Genomic DNA, 20,281 nt, shown 5'->3' with positions numbered 1-20,281 from the left:
GGGGTGGAGATTCCGGAGAAGTTTGCATCGCTCGGCCTGACCTACGACGACGTCCTGCTGCTGCCGGGGGAGTCCGACCTCGCGCCTGACGAGATCGACACCACCACTCGCCTGACGCGGGAGATCTCCATCAAGGTCCCGCTGCTCAGCGCCGCCATGGACACCGTGACCGAGTCGCGGATGGCGATCGCCATGGCCCGGCAGGGCGGCATCGGCGTGCTGCACCGCAACCTCTCGATCGAGGACCAGGCCTACCAGGTCGACCTGGTGAAGCGGACGCAGACCGGCATCATCTCCAACCCCGTCACGATCGGCCCCGACGCCACCCTGGAGGAGCTCGACCGCATCTGCGGCGAGTACCGGGTCTCCGGCCTGCCCGTGGTCGAGGCAGGCAACAAGCTGATCGGCATCATCACCAACCGCGACCTGCGCTTCACCCCCGTCGCGGAGTGGGCCACCACCAAGGTCGACGAGGTGATGACGCCGATGCCCCTGATCACCGGCCCCACCGGGATCGACCGTGACGACGCCACCGCCCTGCTGCGCGCCCACAAGCGCGAGCGGCTGCCGCTGGTCGACCCCGACGGCACCCTGACCGGTCTCATCACCGTCAAGGACTTCGTCAAGAGCGAGCAGTTTCCCCACGCCTCCTACGACGCCGACGGCCGCCTCCTGGTCGGCGCGGCCATCGGCTACTTCGGAGACGCCTGGGAGCGCGCCACCACCCTCGTCGAGGCAGGCGTCGACGTGCTCGTCGCCGACACCGCGCACGGACACGTGCACCTCCTGCTCGACATGGTCCGCAGGCTCAAGACCGACCCGGCGACGAAGCACGTCCAGGTCATCGGCGGCAACGTCGCGACCCGCGCCGGCGCCCAGTCGTTCGTCGACGCCGGCGCCGACGCCATCAAGGTCGGTGTCGGGCCGGGCTCGATCTGCACGACCCGCGTCGTCACCGGGGTCGGCGTCCCGCAGGTGAGCGCGGTCTACGAGGCGTCGCTCGCCGCCAGGCCGGCCGGTGTGCCCGTCATCGCCGACGGCGGCATGAAGCACTCGGGTGAGATCGCGAAGGCCATCGTCGCCGGCGCTGACTCCGTCATGCTCGGCTCGCTGCTGGCGGGCTGCGAGGAGTCGCCGGGTGAGCTCGTCTTCGTCAACGGCAAGCAGTTCAAGTCCTACCGGGGCATGGGCTCGTTGGGGGCGATGTCGAGCCGCGGCAAGAAGTCCTACTCCAAGGACCGCTACTTCCAGGCCGAGGTCGTCAGCGACGACAAGATCGTGCCCGAGGGCATCGAGGGTCAGGTGGCCTACCGCGGGCCGTTGGGCGCGGTGTCCCACCAGCTCATCGGTGGTCTCAACCAGTCGATGTTCTACGTCGGCGCCCGCACGATCCCCGAGCTGCAGGAGAAGGGCAAGTTCGTGCGGATCACCTCGGCCTCGCTGAAGGAGAGCCACCCCCACGGCGTGCAGATGACCGTCGAGGCCCCCAACTACTCCGGGATCTGACGTGACCATCGTCCAGGTCACCCGCGACTCCGTGGTCGGTGACGATGAGGTGCGCGCGCCACACGTGGCGGCCGCGCACCTGCGTACCGACGCCCATCTCGGCGACCTCGCCGCCTGGATCGACGAGCACGGATACCTGCGCGGCACGCCGGCCGACGGCGCCTGGCTGCTGCACATGAGCAACCGGGTCGGCCCGGCCGCGGCCCGACTCGCCCTCCGGGCCGACGGTCGCGTCACCGTGGAATGGCTCGGAGATCCGCACCTCCCGCTCGACGGAGTGGGAAGCCTTCACCTGGAGCGGGAACGCTCCGGGGCAGACGTTCTGGGAGACTGAGAGACGTGACCGAGATCGAGATCGGCAAGAACAAGCGCGCGCGCCGCGCCTACGCCTTCGACGACGTGGCCATCGTGCCGTCGCGACGTACGCGTGACCCCGAGGAGGTCAGCACCGCCTGGCAGATCGACGCCTACCGCTTCGACCTGCCCGTGCTCGCCGCCCCCATGGACTCGGTGATGTCGCCGGCCACCGCGATCGAGTTCGGTCGCCTTGGCGGGTTGGGCGTGCTCAACCTGGAGGGTCTGTGGACGCGCTACGAGGACCCCACCGACCTGTTGGAGGAGGTCGCGTCGCTGCGTGGCCTCGACGGCACCCGTCGCCTGCAGGAGATCTACACCGAGCCGATCAAGGCCGAGCTGATCACCGCCCGCCTCAAGCAGATGCGTGAGGCCGGCGTGACGGTGGCCGGGTCGCTCTCGCCGGGTCACACCAAGGAGTTCGCCAAGACCGTGGTCGACGCGGGCGTCGACATGTTCGTCATCCGCGGCACCACCGTCTCGGCCGAGCACGTCTCCTCCAACGCCGAGCCGCTCAACCTCAAGGAGTTCATCTACGAGCTCGACGTGCCGGTGATCGTCGGCGGGTGCGCCACCTACCAGGCTGCCCTCCACCTCATGCGCACCGGAGCCGCGGGCGTGCTGGTCGGCTTCGGGGGCGGCGCCGCGCACACCACCCGTACGGTCCTGGGCATCGCGGTGCCGATGGCCTCCGCGGTCTCCGACGTCGCCGCTGCCCGCCGTGACTACCTCGACGAGTCGGGCGGTCGCTACGTGCACGTCATCGCCGACGGCTCCATCGGTCGCTCCGGCGACATCCCCAAGGCCATCGCCTGCGGCGCCGACGCCGTGATGGTCGGCTCGCCCCTCGCGCGGGCCACCGAGGCGCCGGGCCGCGGGTTCCACTGGGGCAACGAGGCCCACCACGCCGACCTGCCGCGCGGCAAGCGCGTCGAGTTCGAGCCGGTGGGTTCGCTGCGCGAGATCATGTTCGGTCCCTCCCGCGTCGCCGACGGCACCATGAACCTCGTCGGGGCCCTGCGTCGCTCGATGGCGACCACCGGCTACACCGACATCAAGGAGTTCCAGCGCGTCGAGGTCGTCGTCGGCTGATGGACACCCTGCGGGTGGCTGCCGGTCAGGCGCCTGCGGTCTGCGGTGACGTCACGCGCAACGTCGCCACCGCCGTCGACCTGACCCGGCAGGCGGGGGCCCGGGGCGTGCGCCTCCTCGCGCTGCCCGAGGCCTTCCTCACCGGCTACTGCCCCGAGGCGTTCGCCTCGGCCCCACACGTCGACGCCGTGCCCGAGCTGTTGGCGCCGCTCATCGCGGCGGTCCGGGAGACCGGGACCACCGTCGTGCTCAACGCCCCGGTGGCGCGCGAGCGGGGGCGTACGCTCTCGAGCGTCGTGGTCGACGTCGACGGCTCCGTGCGGGTGCCCTACGACAAGCAGCACCTCTCCGGCGACCTGGAGCGCAGCCGCTTCGTCGCCGGTGACCACGGCGCCTCGATCACCGTCGACGGATGGCAGGTCGCGCTCTCGGTCTGCTACGACGGGTCCTTCCCCGAGCACGCGCGCGCCGCGGCCGACGACGGTGCCCGGCTCTACGTAAACTCCGGAGCCTTCTTCGTCGGGGGTGAGCACCGGCGTGACACCTACTACCCGGCGCGCGCCCTCGACAACGGGATCTTCGTGCTCTTCGCCGGCGCGACGGGGGAGTGCGCGCACGGCGACGCCGTCTTCGCGGGCGGTTCGGCGGTCTACGACCCCGAGGGGCGGCCACTGGCCCGCCTCGCCAGGGAGGCAGGACTCGCCGTCGCCGACCTCGACCCGGCCCTGATGGAGGCCACCCGCGCTGCGCACCCCATGCACGCCGACCGGCTGCCCGACCTCGGGGTGCGCCGGCGCGGCTGAGTGCCGCAGCGCCCCGGTCGTCAGGCGCCACCCGCTACCCTCCCGGCATGGCCGCCAACGACGCCCGACTTGCCGTGCTCATCGACGCCGACAACGCCCAGGCGAGCCGGATCGACGCCCTGATGGCGGAGGTCGCCACCCTCGGTACCGCGACCGTCCGTCGCATCTACGGCGACTTCACCACCCCGCAGCTGGGGGGCTGGAAGGCCGCGGCCAACCAGCACGCGATCCAGCCGATGCAGCAGTTCGCCTACACCAAGGGCAAGAACGCCACCGACTCCGCGCTGATCATCGACGCGATGGACCTGCTCTACTCCGACCGGCTCGACGGTTTCGTGCTGGTCTCCTCTGACTCTGACTTCACCCGTCTGGCCGCGCGGCTGCGCGAGTCGGGGATGACGGTCTACGGGGTGGGGGAGCGCAAGACGCCCGAGGCGTTCCGTGCGGCCTGCGACCGCTTCATCTACACCGACGTGATGGGCGTGGCGAGCGCCGACGCGGAGGCGGAGGCCGACCCCGACGCCGCGCCCGAGGTCGACGAGCCCAACCGCCCCACACCACGGCAGTCGAGCAAGCAGCTACGGAGCGACTCTGCTCTCGTCCAGCTGCTGCGGGGCGCGATCGCCTCGGCCTCCGACGACGACGGATGGGCCAACCTCGGCCTGGTGGGCTCGACCGCCGCCAAGCAGTCACCCGACTTCGACTCCCGCAACTGGGGCTACGCGAAGCTGATCGACCTCGTGAGCGCCATCGGCCTCTTCGAGGTCCGCCGTCCCGACGGGGGCAACGGTGGCGGTGCGGTGGAGATCCGGCAGAAGACGAAGGGGTGAGCGGTCGGCCCGCCCCGGCGGTCGGTGTTCACCTGCGTGCAACCAAGGGGTGACAGACTGACGGCGTGACCCAACCGATCGCCCTGAACCCTGACTCCCGCGCTGCAGCGATCGCTGCGATGGCCGACGGCGAGCTCGACGTGCTGGTGGTCGGAGCCGGGGTGGTGGGTGCCGGGGCCGCGCTCGACGCGGTCACCCGTGGCCTGAGCGTCGGGCTGATCGAGCAGCGCGACCTCGCCTCGGGCACCTCGAGCCGCAGCTCGAAGCTGGTGCACGGTGGCCTGCGCTACCTGGAGATGTTCGACTTCGCCCTGGTCAAGGAGGCGCTGGAGGAGCGCGGTCTGCTGCTGACCCGGCTCGCGCCGCACCTCGTGCGTCCGGTCCCGTTCCTCTACCCGCTGCAGCACGCGTGGGAGCGCCCCTACGTGGGCGCCGGGATCGCGCTCTACGACGCCATGGCGATGGCGGGCAAGTACGAGATGGGCGTGCCGCGCCACAAGCACGTCTTCCGCAAGGAGCTCGCGCGCCTCGCGCCGGACGTACGCACCGACGCGCTGCACGGCGCGATCCGCTACTACGACGCGCAGGTCGACGACGCCCGCCTCGTGGTGACGCTGGCGCGCACGGCCGCCAACAACGGCGCCCACGTCGCCACCCGCACCCAGGTCACCGGCTTCCTGCGCGAGGGCGAGCGGATCGTCGGCGTCACCGCGCGCGACCTGGAGAACGGGGTCGACCTCACCGTCCGGGCCCGCACCGTGATCAACGCGGCCGGCGTCTGGACCGACCAGATCCAGGAGATGCTCGGCGGGGAGGGTGCGCTCGACGTCGACGCATCCAAGGGCATCCACCTCGTGGTGCCGCGCGACCGGATCCGCTCCGAGACCGGCTTCATCACCAAGACCCCGCACTCGGTGCTCTTCGTGATCCCGTGGGACCGCCACTGGATCATCGGCACGACCGACACCCCGTGGGACCTCGACCTGGCCCACCCGGCCGCGAGCCGCACCGACATCGACTACCTGCTCGACCAGGTCAACGCGCTGCTGAAGGTGCCGCTCGACCACTCCGACGTGGTGGGGGTGTATGCAGGTCTGCGGCCCCTGCTCAAGCCGCTGCGGAAGGCTGGGGTCGAGGCCGAGACGACGAAGCTCTCCCGCGAGCACACCACGATCAGCCCGATCCCCGGCCTGGTGCTGATCGCCGGCGGCAAGCTCACCACCTACCGGGTGATGGCGCGCGACGCCGTCGACGTGGCGGTGGCCGACGTCGAGGGCGTGCGTCCGTCGCTGACCGACCGGGTACCGCTGGTGGGCGCCTACGGCTTCGAGGCCCGCAGCAACCAGCGGGTCGCACTCTCCCGGGTCACCGGCCTTGAGGTCGGACGCATCGACCGGCTGCTGGGCCGTTACGGCGGCCTGGTCGACGAGGTGCTCGCGCTCGTGGAGCGACGCCCCGAGCTCGGGCGTCCGCTCGAGCACGCCGACGCCTACCTGGCTGCCGAGGTCGTCTACGCGGTCACCCACGAAGGTGCCCGCCACCTCGACGACGTGCTGGCGCGCCGGACCCGCATCTCCATCGAGACGTTCGACCGGGGCACGCTCTGCGCCCGCGAGGTAGCCACCCTGATGGCCGGCGAGCTGGGGTGGAGCCGAGCGGAGGTCGAGCGGGAGGTCGACCACTGGATGCGACGCGTCGAGGCCGAGCGGCAGAGCCAGCTGATGCCCACGGACACGGAGGCGGACGAGGCTCGGGTGCAGGCGCCTGACATCGTGTGAGTCATCTGTCCTGCATCGCGGGGCAGAGGTAGCCGACTATTGTCCAGGTCACATACTCTCGGTCCATGACTGCCAGCCCCGCATCCAGTGGCCCCTCGTCCAGCAGCCCCTTGGGTGACGGCCCCCGCGACCCCGAGCACCACCGCAATGCCAGCTATGCCCTCGACCTCGCCTACGTCGCTGCGCTGACGTCGCGGATCCCGAGCTCGGGCGGCCGCCTGCGCGACCACGTCTCCCCGCTGGGCAACCAGCCCTTGGGGCAGGTGCCGCAGAGCGAGGAGGCCGACGTCGACGCCGCCTTCGTGCGTGCGCGCGCCGCCCAGCGGGCCTGGGCACTGGTGCCGGTGGCCGAGCGGGAGCGGATGCTGCTGCGGCTGCACGACGTCGTGCTGGAGCGTCGCGAGGAGATCTGCGAGGTCATCTGCCTGGAGTCGGGCAAGTCCCGCAAGGACGCCTTCCTCGAGGTCGCCCACCTGGCGATGACGGCGCGCTACTACGGGCGTACGTCGGCCGACCACCTGCGCAGCCGTCGGGTCCCGGGCATGTTCCCGGCGCTGACCCACGTCGAGGTCAACCAGATCCCCAAGGGCGTCGTGGGCATCATCTCGCCCTGGAACTACCCCTTCACCCTCGCGCTCTGCGACGGCCTCCCGGCACTCGCCGCGGGCAACGCGGTGGTCGCCAAGCCCGACCAGCAGACGATCCTGACCGGACTGCTGGGGGCAGAGCTGCTCGAGCAGGCGGGGTTCCCCGCCGACCTCTGGCAGGTCGTCTCCGGCGCCGGCGCCGACGTCGGCACGCCGATGATGGCGCGCGCCGACTACATCTGCTTCACCGGCTCAACCGCCACCGGCAAGAAGATCGCCGCCCAGGCCGCCGAGCGGCTGATCGGGTGCTCCCTCGAGCTCGGCGGCAAGAACCCGATGCTGGTGCTGCGCGACGCCCCGCTCGAGCGGGCCGCCGAGGGCGCGGTGCGCGGGTCCTTCTCCAACTCCGGCCAGCTCTGCATCTCGATGGAGCGCATCTTCGTGGCCGACCAGGTCTACGACCGGTTCGTCGAGCGTTTCGTCTCGCGCACGCAGGCGCTGACCCTCGGGGCGTCGACCGCCTGGGAGGTCGACATGGGCACCCTGGTCAGCCAGGCCCAGCTCGACACGGTCGAGGCGCACGTGGCCGACGCGGTGGCCAAGGGCGCCCGGGTGCTCACCGGTGGCCGGGCCCGCCCCGACCTGGGGCCCTACTACTACGAGCCCACCGTGCTGGAGGGCGTCACCCCGGACATGACCTGCTTCGCCAACGAGACCTTCGGTCCGCTGGTCTCCCTCTACCGCTTCCACGACGAGTCCGAGGCGGTCGACCGGGCCAACGACGGTCTCTACGGCCTCAACGCCTCGATCTACACCCGCGACACCAAGCGGGGTCGCATGCTCGCGCGGCTGCTCAAGGCCGGCACGGTCAACGTCAACGAGCCCTTCGGTGCGGCGTTCGGCTCGCTCGCGGCACCGATGGGCGGCATGCGTGAGTCGGGCCTGGGCCGTCGCCAGGGCGCCGAGGGCATCCTGCGCTACACCGAGACCCAGTCGGTCGGCACGCAGCACGGTCCGGCGATCACCCCGCCGCTGGGCCTGTCGGAGGAGAAGTACGCCGCGATCATGACCACCGCGCTCAAGGTGCTCAAGAAGGTGGGTCGCGCCTGATGGGTGCCACGCACTACGACGTCGTCGTCATCGGTTCGGGCTTCGGAGGATCGGTCAGCGCCCTGCGGCTGAGCGAGAAGGGCTACAAGGTCGGCGTGCTCGAGGCCGGCGCCCGCTTCGCTGACGACGACTTCCCGAGCACCTCGTTCGACCTCAAGCGCTACCTCTTCGCGCCGGCCGCCGGGCTGTACGGCATCCAGCGCATCGACATGGTGCGCGACTGCATGATCCTGGCCGGAGCGGGTGTGGGCGGCGGGTCGCTGGTCTACGCCAACACGCTCTACGAGCCGCTGGATGCCTTCTACTCCGACCCCTCCTGGTCGCACATCACCGACTGGCGGGCCGAGCTGGCGCCCTACTACGACCAGGCCAAGCGCATGCTGGGCGTGGTGACCAACCCGGTGCGTACGCCCTCGGACGACGTGATGGAGAAGGTCGCCGTCGAGATGGGTGTGGGGGAGACCTTCCACCCCACCCCGGTGGGTGTCTTCTTCGGTGGCCCCGGCCAGGCGGAGGGCGAGGAGGTCGAGGACCCCTACTTCGGCGGGGTGGGCCCCGCGCGCAACACCTGCCGCAACTGCGGTGAGTGCATGACGGGGTGCCGCCACAACGCCAAGAACACGCTGGTGAAGAACTACCTCCACCTCGCCGAGCAGCTCGGCGCGGTGGTCCACCCGATGACCACGGTCACGCGCGTACGCCCCCGCGCCGGCGGTGGCTACGAGGTCACCGCGCGCTGGACGAAGGCGAAGCTGTCGCGCCGCACGGCCGTGAAGACGTTCACCTGCGACCAGGTCATCTTCTCGGCGGCCTCGCTGGGCACCCAGAAGCTGCTGCACAAGCTCAAGGCGACCGGTGACCTGCCGCAGGTCTCCGACCGCCTCGGCATGCTGGCGCGCACCAACTCCGAGGCCATCCTGGGCGCGATCGCCCCGGACCGGTCGGTCGACTACAGCTACGGCGTGGCGATCACGTCGTCGTTCCACCCCGATGCCCAGACCCACATCGAGCCGGTGCGCTACGGACGCGGCAGCAACGTGATGTCGCTCCTGCAGACCGTGCTGGCCGACGAGATCCCCGGGGAGGCCCGGGTGAAGACGTGGCTGCGCGAGATGTGGGCCAAACGGCGCGAGGTGCTCGACCTCTACGACCTGCGGCACTGGTCGGAGCGGACGATCATCGCGCTGGTGATGCAGAGCCGCGACAACTCCATCACCACGGTGCCGAAGAAGACGCCGTTCGGATGGTTCATGTCGAGCAGGCAGGGTCACGGCGAGCCCAACCCGACCTACATCCCCGAGGCCTACGACGCGACCCGGCGGATGGCCGACACGGTCCGCGGCACGCCGGGAGGCAACATCGGCGAGCCCTTCAACCGTCCGTTGACCGCCCACTTCATCGGCGGGTGCACGATCGGGGACAGTCCGGAGACGGGCGTCGTCGACCCCTACCAGCGGCTCTACGGCCACGAGGGCGTGCACGTCGTCGACGGGTCGGCCATCTCGGCAAACCTGGGGGTCAACCCGTCGCTGACGATCACCGCCCAGGCCGAGCGCGCCATGGCGTTCTGGCCCAACAAGGGCGAGGCCGACCCGCGTCCGCCGTTGGGGGAGGAGTACCAGCCGATCACGCCGGTCGCTCCTCGCCGTCCGGCCGTGCCGACCCACGCCCCGGGGGCGTTGCGGCTCCCGATCGTGGCGGTGAGCTGACCGTTCGTCGCTCTGCGGCGACCACCCACCGGACAGTCCCCAAGAAATCAGTGAGGATTTACTGAATACAGGGGATTTTCCCCTCCGAATGGGCCATCATGGGGCTATTGCAGGCCCGCAGCATCTCTCCCTCCCTTTTGATGCGCGGGTCGTCGCCCAGCTGGTCTTCACGTCCAGGTGGACGACCAGGGCCCGACCACCCTCCCTCCCGGTCGGGCCCTGGTGCATTTCTGGGCTGGTGCATTTCCGGCTGGTGCATTTCCGGGGTGGGGCAGCGCGTCCCCGGGCGCGGGCCGCGGAGCCTCCGTTCGCTACCATCTGGCCATGAATGCTGCGCTCCCCGAGCACGATCTCGTCCTGGTGGTTGACTTCGGGGCCCAGTACGCCCAGCTGATCGCCCGCCGTGTCCGCGAGGCTCGCGTCTACTCCGAGATCGTGCCGCACGGCACGAGCGTCGAGGAGATGCTCGAGCGCAAGCCGGCCGCCATCATCCTGTCGGGCGGTCCCTCCAGCGTCTACGCCGACGGCGCCCCGGGCGTCGACCCGGCGATCTTCACCTCCGGTGTGCCCGTCTTCGGCATGTGCTACGGGTTCCAGCTCATGGCGCAGGGCCTCGGCGGCGAGGTCGCCTCGACCGGGACGCGCGAGTACGGACGTACGCCGGTGACGGTCAGCCAGCCAGGCACCCTTCTGGAGGGCATGCCGGCCGCGCACAACGTGTGGATGAGCCACGGCGACACGGTCGTCCAGGCCCCGTCGGGCTTCTCCGTGCTGGCCTCGACCGAGGTCACCCCGGTCGCCGCCTTCGAGGACCTCGAGCGGCGCATGGCCGGCGTGCAGTGGCACCCCGAGGTGCTCCACTCCGAGCACGGCCAGCAGGTGCTCGAGCACTTCCTGCACGACATCGCCGGCTGCCGGCAGACGTGGACGATGCTCAACGTCGTCGAGGAGCAGGTCGAGAAGATCCGTGAGCAGGTCGGGGAGGGCCGCGCGATCTGCGCGCTCTCCGGCGGTGTCGACTCCGCGGTGGCTGCCGCGTTGGTGCAGCGTGCCATCGGCGACCGACTCACCTGTGTCTACGTCGACCACGGGATGATGCGCCAGGGCGAGACCGAGCAGGTCCGCAAGGACTTCGAGGAGGTCTTCGACTCCCTCGACGTGGTCGACGCCGAGGACCAGTTCCTGACCGCGTTGGCCGGCGTCACCGAGCCGGAGACGAAGCGCAAGATCATCGGTCATGAGTTCATCCGTACGTTCGAGGCGGCGCAGGTGCGCGTCTTCGGTGACGCGAAGGAGGGCGAGACCGCCTTCCTCGTCCAGGGCACGCTCTACCCCGACGTCGTCGAGTCCGGCGGCGGTGCGGGCACCTCGACCATCAAGTCGCACCACAACGTCGGCGGCCTGCCCGACGACCTCAACTTCGACCTCGTCGAGCCCCTGCGGGCGCTCTTCAAGGACGAGGTCCGCGCGGTCGGCGAGCAGCTCGGCCTGCCCGAGCGCATGGTGTGGCGCCAGCCCTTCCCGGGTCCGGGCCTCGGCATCCGGATCATCGGCGAGGTCACCAAGGACCGGCTCGACACCCTGCGCCAGGCCGACGCCATCGCCCGCGAGGAGCTGACCAAGGCCGGCCTCGACCGCGAGATCTGGCAGATGCCGGTGGTGCTGCTCGCCGACGTGCGCTCGGTGGGCGTGCAGGGCGACGGACGTACGTACGGCCACCCCGTCGTGCTGCGCCCCGTGACCAGCGAGGACGCCATGACCGCCGACTGGGCGCGCCTGCCCTACGAGGTGATGGAGAAGATCTCCACCCGGATCACCAACGAGGTCGCCGAGGTCAACCGCGTCACCATCGACATCACCTCCAAGCCCCCGGGCACCATCGAGTGGGAGTGACCCCCTCCGCCTGACCGCGGGCGTCGCTGCTGGGACGCCCCGCGACAATGGTCGACATGGTTGCGCACAAGAAGGGTTCGCCCGAGGCCAGACCCGCCGTCGTTCCCGCTCCGGGCCAGGCCGTCGTGGTGCGCCTGGACGGGCGCGACGTGGTCGTCTGGTGGGGCAGGGGCCCGGGCGACCGCGAGGTGCTCGCCGCCCGCGACGGCAGGGTGATGACCTGGGAGTCGGTGGAGGCGGCCGTCGCCCACGCCGAGGAGTCGGAGTGGGAGGTCGACTGGGACGCCGGCATCAGCTCGGACCAGGCGACCCTCATGGACTTCACCGGTGCCCAGCGCCGGCTCGAGAGTGAGCGGGCCCCGGTCGCGCCGCAGTCGGCGATGTTCCTGTGGAACTTCGCCACCGACGTCGCCCACACCCTCGGTCTCCCCTTCAATGACAAGGGGCGGCTGGCCGACGAGTGCTACGACAAGCTGACCCGCGCGACCATGCCCGACCACTTCGGCCTCGTCGACCACCGACTGCAGTGGACCCCCGCGGAGTTCAAGGTGGTGCGTCGCATCATGGGTGAGGCGGTGCACGTCGTACGTCTGGGGCTGGGGCTGGCGAAGCAGCGCGGCGCGCGTCCCGACGAGGCGACGCGCCCGCGCTGACCCACGGACGTCACTCCAGCTCGAACCAGACCGAGGGCTCGTCGAAGCCGAACCCCTCGGCCACGGCGTGGGTGGCCTCGACGCCGGCAGGCACCGTGAAGACGCTGCGCACCTCGGCGGTGTCGCCGGGGTTGAGGGTGCTGCCGTCGTACCCCGCCTGCTCGGCCATGCGCCGGCTGTAGCCCGAGTCGTCGTCGGTGGGGGCGTAGGAGGTGCCGTCGGCGGTCACGAGCTTGCCCAGGCCCATCCAGATCGAGTCCGGCTCCTTGGAGGAGTTGGTCCAGGTGCTGGCCACCACGCAGAACTGCTTGCCGTCCGGGGCCTCGACGTCGACGTACTCCTTGGTCTCGTCGGTGTAGTCCCAGTCGGGGTTGCGCTCGGCGTCGGTCAGGGTGTCGGTGCACTCGACGCCGGAGACGACCACGGTGAACATCCCGGAGGTGCCCTCCTCGCCGAGGGCGACCGCGTCCTCGGCGGCGTCGGCCTCCTCCTCGTCGTCACCGAACGAGAGGGAGTCCTCGGAGTCGGAGGAGCCGAAGAGGTCCTCCAGCGAGTCCTCGATCCGCTGGCCGAGGGCGAACCCGGCCGACAGCACGCTGAAGAAGGGGAGCAGCAGGGCGATGGCGACGAAGGGGGCCAGCGCGTTGCGGCGACCGGCGAGCAGCGCCAGCACCGCCAGCGCGACCAGGCAGACGCCGACGAAGAGGGTGAAGACCACGCCGGGGTCGTCGAGCCACCGCACGATCACGTAGCTGCCCGCGACGGTGACCAGCGCCACCACGGCGCCGATGATGCCGAGCACGCCCCCGGTGAGCTGGGAGCCGATGCCGTTCGGCTGGTGGGTCGGCGGCTGCTGGTAGGTCGGTGGCTGGTCGGTCATGGTGTTTCCCCCGGGGTACAGAAGTGCGGACGTGCTGACACGTGCGGCGCCGGTCCTGACTCGCCGGCGCCAGCGCCCAAGGCTAGGGGTGGTGGGGCACTGCTGCGCGCCACCATCCACAGGACGGTTGCGCGCAGTCATCCGGCGCACGGAGTGGTCACAGGGGTCCCCGCCACGACCTGCGTGGGAAGATGCGGGTCATGCGTTCCTCCCTCCGTCTCGTCCTGGCCGTGCTGGTCACGGTCGCCGGTCTGGGGTTGGCCGGCTGCGTGAAGCCGGACAAGGCCGTGGTCGCCTTCCTGCTCGCCTCCTCGCAGGCGGAGCGGTGGCAGGCCGTCGACGAACCCGTCTTCGCCCAGCACCTGGAGGACTCCTGCCGGGGGTGTGACTACCTGACGTGGACCGCCGACGGTGACGCCGAGCGCCAGGCCCAGCAGTTCGACGAGGCGCTCGAGGCCGGCGCCGACGTGATCGTGCTCAACGCGGTCGACGGCGAACGTGCCGCCGAGATGATCGCCGCCGCGGAGGAGGTCCCGGTCATTGCCTACGACCGCTTCCTACCGGGCGCCGACCACTTCGTCTCCGCCGACCCCGCCGTGATCGGGCGACTGATGGCCACCGCACTGGTCGACGCCGTCGGCCGCCGGGCCAGGGTGATGATGGTCAACGGCGCTGCCGGCGATGACAACGCCACCCAGATCCGGGAGGCGGCGCGAGGAGTCTTCCGCCGTCACCGCGTCGAGGTCGTCGCCGAGGCCCGCCCTGACAGCTGGAGCGCGGAGGAGGCCGAGGAGTTCGTCCGGGCCGAGCGGTCACGTCTGGGGCGCGTCGATGCCCTCCTGGTCGGCAACGACACCCAGGCGTCCGGGGTCGTGGCCGCCTTCGACGACCTGGGTCTGGCGCGCGGGCAGCGGCCGTGGATCAGCGGGCAGGACGCCGAGCTCGCGGCCGTGCGTCGACTCGTCGCCGGCGAGCAGGGCATGACGGTCTACAAGCAGATCCGCACCATGGCCCAGCGCGCCGCCGACGCCGCCATCGACCTGATGCTGGGGGAGTCACCCGAGGGCAGCACCGACTACCAGGGCGTCCCGGCGACGCTGGTCGAACCCGTCGCGGTCACGCCGGCCACCGTCGCCGAGACCGTCGTGCGTGACGGGGTGCACACGCTGGACGACATCTGCGACGGCGCCACCCGGCGAGCGTGCGAGGACCTGGCCCTGCGCTGACCTGGCCCTGCGCTGACCCGGCCCTGCGCTGACCCGGCCCTGCGCACCTCCCTCGACGGTTCAGGCGGGGGCCGCGACCGTCGACCCCGCTCCCTGCCGGTCGTCGGCGTAGAGCCCGTCCACCAGCTCGGCGTACTTGCGGCTCACCACCCGGCGCTTCAGCTTGAGGGAGGGCGTCAGCTCCTCCGACTCGGCCGTCCACTCGTGGGCGAGCAGCGCGAACGCCTTGACCTGCTCGGGGCGCGAGAGCTTCTCGTTGGCCCGGTCGACGGCGGCCTGCACCGCGGCCCTGATCTCAGGCTTGGTGGAGAGGTCGGCCAGGTCGGTGAACTCCACGCCCATCTTTTCGGCCATGATCGGCGCCACCTCGCCGTCGAGGGTGAGCACGGCGACGATGTAGGGCCGGTTGTCGCCGATGGCCATCGCGTGGCCGATGAGGGGCGACTCCTTGAGGTGGTTCTCGATGTTGGAGGGAGCGACGTTCTTGCCGACAGAGGTGATGATCAGCTCCTTCTTCCGGTCGATGATGGAGAAGAAGCCGTCGTCGTCCAGGGTGCCGATGTCGCCGGTGTGCAGCCATCCGTCCGCGTCGACGAGGGCCGCGGTCGCCTCGGGGTTGCGGTGGTAGCCGGGCGTGTTGACCGGACCGCGGACCAGCACCTCACCGTCGTCGGCGAGCTTGACCTCCATGCCGGGTGTCGCGACACCCACCGTGCCCATGCGGAAGTGACCGGGACCGTTGACGGTCACTGCTCCACAGGTCTCGGTCATCCCGTAGACGTCGTAGACCTTGAGGCCCAGCCCAGCCATGAACCGGGTCGTCTCCACCGGCATCGGGGCCGAGGCCGAGGCACACCAGCGCACCCGGTCCAGCCCGAGCAGCAGCTTGAGGAATCCCAGGATGGCCTCGTCGGCCTTGGCGTAGGCAGCCTCGATCTCCGGGGTCATCACGCTGCCGGTCTCCTGCGCGGAGACCCACGCCAGCCCTGCGGCCATCGAGTCCTGCACCAGCTTCACGTTGGCGGGGTCGGGGTCGGCCGCCAGCTTGGCCGAGATTCCGGTCTGGATCTTCTCCCAGACGCGGGGCACCCCGAAGAAGGCGGTCGGGCGCACCTCGCCGAGGGTGGCCAGCAGCAGGGTCGGGTCGGCGATGCAGTGCTGGTGACTGCCCTGCATGACGGGTCCGTAGATGCCCAGGACGCGTTCGGCGATGTGGGCGAGCGGCAGGTAGCTCACCTGGATCTGACGGTCGTCGATGAGCCCGGCGGCCTCCATCGTGCTGCGGGCCTCGTAGAGCACGTTGGCGTGGGTGAGCACCACGCCCTTGGGGTTGCCGGTGGTGCCGGAGGTGTAGAGGATCGTGGCCGGGCTCTGCGGGCTGAGCGCGGCGATCCGCTCGTCCAGGCGCTGCGGGGTGTCGCGCCGCAGGGCGCGGCCGGCCGCCACGAGCTCGGCCCAGGTCAGGTAGCGGTCGCCGTCGGGGAGGATGTCCTCGTCGATCACCACCACGGTCAGCTCGGGGTCGGCCTCGATGGCGGTGCGCCAGCGAGCCAGGTGGTCGGCGGTCTCCACGACCACCAGGCGGGCTCCGGAGTGGTTGGCGATGTAGGCCACCTGCTCGGGTGAAGAGGTGTTGTAGATCGACATCGGGATCGCGCCCGCGTGCACGGCACCGAGGTCGGCCAGCACGTGCTCGATGCGGTTGGTCGCCATGATCGCCAGCGGTACGCCCGCGTCGACGCCGAGCGCGACGAAGCCGGCCGCGACGTCTCGCGCGGCCTCCCGGGTCTCGGCCCACGTCAAGGTCCGCCACCCCGACTCCACGTCGTTCCGGTCGGAGTAGCCGGGCTCGTCGCCCCAGGCCTCAGCAGTCTGGTCGAGGTGGTGCACCAGGGTGCGGCCCTCGATGAGGGCCTCGATGCGGGAACGTTCGGTCATCACGTCGGTCATGCGTGCCTCTCGCGGGGTCGAGCGGTGGTCAACGGCCAGATGTGACCTGAGTCTCACCCATGGTGGGCCGAATTGGCGAGGGTTCCGACGCACAAATGCCGCAGGGCCGTCGCTGCGGCGACGGCCCTGCGGGAGGTGGAGCGGATGGTCAGGAGAGCATCTCCTTCACCTGGGCCATGGTGGCGACCGGGTCGGCCGACGCGGGCGTGACCGACAGCGTGGTGACGCCGGCCTCGGCGAAGGCGGCGATGCGCTCACGGACGTACGACTCAGGTCCGACGAGGTTGGCGGCCTCCAGCCACTCCAGCGGAACGAGCGCCTCGGCCTCCTTCTTCTTGCCGGAGAGGTAGAGCTCCTGGATCTGCTCGGCCTCCTTCTCGTAGCCGTACGCCTTGGCGACGTCGTTGTAGAAGTTCTTGCCCTTGGCGCCCATGCCGCCCACGTAGAGCGCGAAGAGCGGACGCGCGAAGTCGAGCATCTGCTTGGTCTCGGGGCCCTCACCGATCGCGACCATCGCGTTGGCCATGATCTGCAGCGGCGCCAACCCCTCCTGACGCTTCGCCTTGCCGGCCTCGAGGGCGTCGCCCCAGACCAGGTGCGCCTTCTCGGGGTGGAACAGGTGCGGGATCCAGCCGTCGGCGATCTCCGCGGTCTGCTCGACGCTCTTGCCGCCCAGCGCCGCGATCCAGATCGGGATGGAGTCGCGCTCGGGGTGGGTGAGCAGCTTGAGCGGCTTGCCCAGCCCGGTGACCGCGCCGTGCTCCTTGGTGAGCGGCAGGTGGAACTCGCCGTCGTTGGTCAGCACCTCGCGCCGGAGGCCACGTCGCACCAGATCGACGATCTCGGCGGTGCGCGCCAGCGGCTTGCGGTAGGGCACGCCGTGGAAGCCCTCGATGACCTGCGGCCCGGAGGCGCCAAGGCCCAGGATCGCGCGGCCGCCCGAGACGTTGTCGAGACCTGCCGCGGTCTGCAGCAGCGCTCCGGGGGTGCGCGAGTAGATGTTGAGGATCGCCGCACCGATCTCGACCGTCTCGGTCCTGGCGGCGAGGTAGCCCATCAGGGTGGGGGAGTCGAAGCCGTAGGCCTCCGCGACCCAGACCTGCTCGAGGCCGGCCTTCTCGTAGGAGACGACCGTGTCGGCCGCGTTGCGGGGGTTGCCGTCGTACATGAGCATGGTGGCGAGCTTCACCGGGCACCTCGATCTTCTGGGGGTTGCGGGCGGTGTGCGGCGGGCAGGCCACACCCTCCCGGACTCTGACAGAAGAACTGTCACGATGGCAAGGACCGTGACGCCGTGGTGAAGGATTCACCGCCCCGTCACTCCCCGGCCTCCCGCGCGCCGGCCAGCGGTCGACCACCCGACCCACCGTCGAGCCATGGACACACTGCTCGCTCCACCGCCCGCCCCGGACGAGTCCCGCAGCCTTCTGGAGCGTCCGCTCGTCGCGGCCCACCGCGGCGCCAGCGGCTACCGCCCCGAGCACACGCTCGAGGCCTACCGCACCGCCATCCGCATGGGTGCCGACGACATCGAGGTCGACCTCGTCCCCACCGCTGACGGTGTCCTCGTGGCCCGTCACGAGAGCGAGCTCTCCCGCACCACCGACGTCGAGCGGGTGCCACGTTTCGCACGCCGCCACCGGGTCGCTTCGGTCGACGGCAAGACCGTGCGCGGCTGGTTCACCGAGGACTTCACCCTCGACGAGGTCAAGCGTCTCACCGCACGCGAGCGCAAGGCGCGGCTCCGGGTCTCGAACACCCTCTACGACGGTCGGGAGGGCGTGCCGACGCTGGACGAGGTCCTGGCGATGGCGACGGCCGAAGGTCTGCGCCGAGGCCGACCCGTCGGCATCCTGCTCGAGCTCAAGAACCCCAGCCACTTCGCCGCGCTGGGCCTCGGGCTCGTCGACCCGTTGCTGGCCGCCCTGCGCCGCCACGACCTCGACCGGCCCGACTCCCCGGTCACGATCATGGCCTTCGAGACCCGGGTGCTGCGCGAGCTCGCGAGCCGGTCGCGGGTGCCGCGCGTGCAGCTCCTGGGCGCGGCGCACCGCACCCCCCGCGACCTGCGTGGCAGCGCCGAGGCCAGGACGTACGCAGAGCTCGCCACGCCCGAGGGCCTGGCGTGGGTGGGCCGGTACGCCCATGGCGTGGGCCCCACCAAGGAGCTGGTGCTGCCGGTCGGGGACGACGGTGCCCACGAGGCCGTGACCCCGCTGGTGCGCGACGCCCACCGCCTCGGACTCACCCTGCAGGTGTGGACGCTGCGGGCCGAGAACCGCTTCTTGCCGCCGGCGTTGCGGGCCGGCGACGACGCCGTGCCGCTGGGCGACATGTCCGGGGAGGTGACCGCGTTCCTACGCGCGGGGGTCGACCGGGTGATCACCGACCACCCCGACATCGCCGTCGCCGCGCGAGACGCGTTCGCGGCGGCGTCCGCCCAGCGTCGTCGCCAGCAGGCCCGCTGAGCCGGCGAGCAGCCAGGGCACCGGCAGCACCCAGCGCAGGTCGTCGAGGGGAAGCCACCCGGCGGTGACGGCCGCCCAGATGGCGGCCAGGCCGGCGAAGGCGATGCCCATCACCAGGTGGGTCAGGTTGACGGGGTGGAACCCGCTCTCGGTCTCGTCCATGGTCAGCTCCGGGATGGGGTGGGTCGGGTCCTGCGGCGTCGTGCTCATCGTCGGACCACCTCGATCTGGCCGACCCCGAGCTCGACGCGCAGGTCGAGTCGCGGTGCCTCCTCCGGGCCGAAGGAGGCGTCGGAGGAGATCGCGATGCCCCCTGCCTCAGGGCGGTCCGGCAGCTGGATCGCTCCCGGGCCACCGACCTCGGCTGCGACGTCGACGCCGAGCTCGTCGGGCACCACGACCAGGACGCGACCCGCCCCGGCCTCGAGGACCACCTCACGGCCGTCGAGCGCGTCGAGGTCGTCGACCTCGGTCAGGTCGAGGCGCAGCTCGCCCCGTCGCAGGTCGTAGGAGGCGCGCACGTCGTCGGCGCTCGCGGGCACGGCCTCGACGAGGCGGCCCGCGGTGTCCCACCGTTCGACGCCCAGGGCGCCGACGGTGGCCACTGTGGCCACCAGGGCGAGGGCGACGATGCCACCGGCGCGGCCCCAGAAGGCGCCCACCAGCAGCATGGTCGCGCAGAGGGCCAGCGCGAGCGCGGGGTAGGCGCTGGCGACCACCGGCACGCCGGCCAGCTCGACGGTGCCGAGCACCCCCATCGCCAGCACGACGAGCGCGAGGGTGAACCAGAAGAGCACCGGACCCCGACGTCGCGGGTCGCGGGGGCGCGCGGGTGTCCAGGTCGGGGCGGGGGCGTACGCCTGCGCCGGCGCGGAGCCGGGGGTCGCCATGGGTGCGGTCGGCGGGGTGGGGGCCGCGGCCGTCGAGGCGACGCGGCTGCGGTCGTACAGCACCCACGCGACCAGGGCGAGGAGGGCCAGCGGCCACGGGAACCAGTAGAGCCCCCAGGAGTCACCGACCAGGGCGAGCCCCGCCAGCACCGCGACCCCGGCGAGCGCGAAGCCACGGCTGCGCTCGTCCAGGTGCAGGGGTGCCCGCTCGTTGCCCTCCTCGGGCAGCAGCAGCCACACAGCGCCGTAGAGCAGGATGCCCGCGCCGCCGAAGAAGGCCAGCACGCCGAAGGCCACCCGCAGCACCAACGGGTCGATGGCGAGGTGGCGGCCCAGCCCGGCGCAGACGCCGGCGACCATCCGGTCGGTGGGCCGCTGCAGCCGGGGCACGTCGCGCACCCGTTCCCAGTCGGGGCCAGGTGGCGGTGCGGTCGTGGTGGTGCCGGCCGGGGGCTCTTCCGGGCCGGGGGTGGTCGTCTCGTCCATGGCTCCAGCCTCGTCGGGTCGCGCGTCCGCGGCCATCGGGGACGACCCTGATCCTGCCCCGGGGTC

Annotated in this window: 17 protein-coding genes; 12 read left to right on the top strand and 5 right to left on the bottom strand. The window is 71.2% G+C overall.

The features are described 5' to 3' along the window. Positions 1–3 precede the first annotated feature (3 nt). The 10 genes from guaB (at position 4) to IEQ44_RS09555 (ending at position 12,315) form a co-directional block, all read left to right on the top strand. Positions 4–1,506: an IMP dehydrogenase gene (gene guaB, locus IEQ44_RS09600; RefSeq protein WP_193638250.1), complete on the top strand. Its 1,503-nt coding sequence runs from the start codon at positions 4–6 to the stop codon at positions 1,504–1,506. Position 1,507: 1 nt separating this feature from the next. Then, positions 1,508–1,840 (top strand): hypothetical protein, encoded by a 333-nt coding sequence (locus IEQ44_RS09595; protein ID WP_193638249.1) that lies wholly within the window; start codon positions 1,508–1,510, stop codon positions 1,838–1,840. A gap of 5 nt (positions 1,841–1,845) precedes the next feature. After that, the gene (locus tag IEQ44_RS09590; RefSeq protein ID WP_193638248.1) at positions 1,846–2,952 is read left to right on the top strand and encodes a GuaB3 family IMP dehydrogenase-related protein; all 1,107 of its coding nucleotides are present in this window, start codon (positions 1,846–1,848) and stop codon (positions 2,950–2,952) included. Then, the gene (locus IEQ44_RS09585) at positions 2,952–3,755 is read left to right on the top strand and encodes a carbon-nitrogen hydrolase family protein (RefSeq protein ID WP_193638247.1); all 804 of its coding nucleotides are present in this window, start codon (positions 2,952–2,954) and stop codon (positions 3,753–3,755) included. Before IEQ44_RS09590 ends, IEQ44_RS09585 begins: the two co-directional genes overlap by 1 nt. A gap of 47 nt (positions 3,756–3,802) precedes the next feature. Beyond that, positions 3,803–4,585 carry an NYN domain-containing protein gene (locus tag IEQ44_RS09580; protein ID WP_193638246.1) on the top strand — a complete coding sequence of 261 codons (783 nt, stop codon included), beginning with the start codon at positions 3,803–3,805 and terminating at the stop codon, positions 4,583–4,585. A 65-nt stretch (positions 4,586–4,650) separates the two neighbouring features. After that, positions 4,651–6,363: a glycerol-3-phosphate dehydrogenase/oxidase gene (locus IEQ44_RS09575; RefSeq protein WP_319804595.1), complete on the top strand. Its 1,713-nt coding sequence runs from the start codon at positions 4,651–4,653 to the stop codon at positions 6,361–6,363. A gap of 65 nt (positions 6,364–6,428) precedes the next feature. Then, positions 6,429–8,060: a succinic semialdehyde dehydrogenase gene (locus IEQ44_RS09570; protein ID WP_193638245.1), complete on the top strand. Its 1,632-nt coding sequence runs from the start codon at positions 6,429–6,431 to the stop codon at positions 8,058–8,060. Next, entirely contained in the window at positions 8,060–9,769 is a 1,710-nt protein-coding gene (locus tag IEQ44_RS09565; protein WP_193638244.1) for a GMC oxidoreductase, read from the top strand. Before IEQ44_RS09570 ends, IEQ44_RS09565 begins: the two co-directional genes overlap by 1 nt. 324 nt (positions 9,770–10,093) lie before the next feature. Next, positions 10,094–11,662 carry a glutamine-hydrolyzing GMP synthase gene (gene guaA, locus IEQ44_RS09560; protein WP_193638243.1) on the top strand — a complete coding sequence of 523 codons (1,569 nt, stop codon included), beginning with the start codon at positions 10,094–10,096 and terminating at the stop codon, positions 11,660–11,662. A 56-nt stretch (positions 11,663–11,718) separates the two neighbouring features. Beyond that, the gene (locus IEQ44_RS09555; protein WP_193638242.1) at positions 11,719–12,315 is read left to right on the top strand and encodes a hypothetical protein; all 597 of its coding nucleotides are present in this window, start codon (positions 11,719–11,721) and stop codon (positions 12,313–12,315) included. A 10-nt stretch (positions 12,316–12,325) separates the two neighbouring features. On the opposite strand, the gene IEQ44_RS09550 is transcribed toward IEQ44_RS09555, so the two are convergent. Continuing rightward, a complete protein-coding gene (locus IEQ44_RS09550; RefSeq protein ID WP_193638241.1) occupies positions 12,326–13,195 on the bottom strand; it encodes a DUF4352 domain-containing protein in 870 nt (289 codons plus the stop codon). Positions 13,196–13,395: 200 nt separating this feature from the next. On the opposite strand from IEQ44_RS09550, the gene IEQ44_RS09545 reads away from it, so the two are divergent. Next, positions 13,396–14,421 carry a substrate-binding domain-containing protein gene (locus tag IEQ44_RS09545; protein WP_193638240.1) on the top strand — a complete coding sequence of 342 codons (1,026 nt, stop codon included), beginning with the start codon at positions 13,396–13,398 and terminating at the stop codon, positions 14,419–14,421. 60 nt (positions 14,422–14,481) lie between these two features. Here the strand turns inward: IEQ44_RS09545 and IEQ44_RS09540 are convergent, their stop codons facing one another. Together IEQ44_RS09540 and IEQ44_RS09535 are read right to left on the bottom strand one after the other, a co-directional pair. After that, positions 14,482–16,371, bottom strand: coding sequence for an AMP-dependent synthetase/ligase (locus tag IEQ44_RS09540; RefSeq protein WP_193638239.1), 1,890 nt, complete (start codon positions 16,369–16,371; stop codon positions 14,482–14,484). A 148-nt stretch (positions 16,372–16,519) separates the two neighbouring features. After that, positions 16,520–17,560, bottom strand: a complete 1,041-nt coding sequence (locus IEQ44_RS09535) for an LLM class F420-dependent oxidoreductase (RefSeq protein ID WP_193638238.1) — start codon at positions 17,558–17,560, stop codon at positions 16,520–16,522. A gap of 187 nt (positions 17,561–17,747) precedes the next feature. On the opposite strand from IEQ44_RS09535, the gene IEQ44_RS09530 reads away from it, so the two are divergent. Beyond that, positions 17,748–18,839: a glycerophosphodiester phosphodiesterase family protein gene (locus IEQ44_RS09530; protein WP_193638237.1), complete on the top strand. Its 1,092-nt coding sequence runs from the start codon at positions 17,748–17,750 to the stop codon at positions 18,837–18,839. On the opposite strand, the gene IEQ44_RS09525 is transcribed toward IEQ44_RS09530, so the two are convergent. Next, complete coding sequence (locus tag IEQ44_RS09525; protein WP_193638236.1) at positions 18,729–19,049, bottom strand: hypothetical protein; 321 nt, start codon at positions 19,047–19,049, stop codon at positions 18,729–18,731. The genes IEQ44_RS09530 and IEQ44_RS09525 overlap by 111 nt on opposite strands. Continuing rightward, positions 19,046–20,251 carry a PspC domain-containing protein gene (locus IEQ44_RS09520; protein ID WP_193638235.1) on the bottom strand — a complete coding sequence of 402 codons (1,206 nt, stop codon included), beginning with the start codon at positions 20,249–20,251 and terminating at the stop codon, positions 19,046–19,048. Before IEQ44_RS09520 ends, IEQ44_RS09525 begins: the two co-directional genes overlap by 4 nt. Between the last annotated feature and the right edge of the window lie 30 nt (positions 20,252–20,281).

This window comes from Nocardioides malaquae, from assembly GCF_015070385.1.
In the GTDB taxonomy this organism is placed as follows: Bacteria; Actinomycetota; Actinomycetes; order Propionibacteriales; family Nocardioidaceae; genus Nocardioides; species Nocardioides malaquae.
Note: the sequence above shows the minus strand (reverse complement) of the source record. Positions and strands in the feature narration are given on the sequence as shown.

Excerpts from the sequence above, each read along its gene's own strand:
- IEQ44_RS09545 (WP_193638240.1), top strand. The coding sequence starts at position 13,396 with ATGCGTTCCTCCCTCCGTCTCGTCCTGGCCGTGCTGGTCACGGTCGCC.
- IEQ44_RS09550 (WP_193638241.1), bottom strand. The coding sequence starts at position 13,195 with ATGACCGACCAGCCACCGACCTACCAGCAGCCGCCGACCCACCAGCCG.
- IEQ44_RS09585 (WP_193638247.1), top strand. The coding sequence starts at position 2,952 with ATGGACACCCTGCGGGTGGCTGCCGGTCAGGCGCCTGCGGTCTGCGGT.
- IEQ44_RS09525 (WP_193638236.1), bottom strand. The coding sequence starts at position 19,049 with ATGAGCACGACGCCGCAGGACCCGACCCACCCCATCCCGGAGCTGACC.
- IEQ44_RS09530 (WP_193638237.1), top strand. The coding sequence starts at position 17,748 with ATGGACACACTGCTCGCTCCACCGCCCGCCCCGGACGAGTCCCGCAGC.
- IEQ44_RS09565 (WP_193638244.1), top strand. The coding sequence starts at position 8,060 with ATGGGTGCCACGCACTACGACGTCGTCGTCATCGGTTCGGGCTTCGGA.
- guaA (WP_193638243.1), top strand. The coding sequence starts at position 10,094 with ATGAATGCTGCGCTCCCCGAGCACGATCTCGTCCTGGTGGTTGACTTC.
- IEQ44_RS09580 (WP_193638246.1), top strand. The coding sequence starts at position 3,803 with ATGGCCGCCAACGACGCCCGACTTGCCGTGCTCATCGACGCCGACAAC.
- IEQ44_RS09520 (WP_193638235.1), bottom strand. The coding sequence starts at position 20,251 with ATGGCCGCGGACGCGCGACCCGACGAGGCTGGAGCCATGGACGAGACG.
- IEQ44_RS09540 (WP_193638239.1), bottom strand. The coding sequence starts at position 16,371 with ATGACCGACGTGATGACCGAACGTTCCCGCATCGAGGCCCTCATCGAG.
- IEQ44_RS09570 (WP_193638245.1), top strand. The coding sequence starts at position 6,429 with ATGACTGCCAGCCCCGCATCCAGTGGCCCCTCGTCCAGCAGCCCCTTG.
- IEQ44_RS09555 (WP_193638242.1), top strand. The coding sequence starts at position 11,719 with ATGGTTGCGCACAAGAAGGGTTCGCCCGAGGCCAGACCCGCCGTCGTT.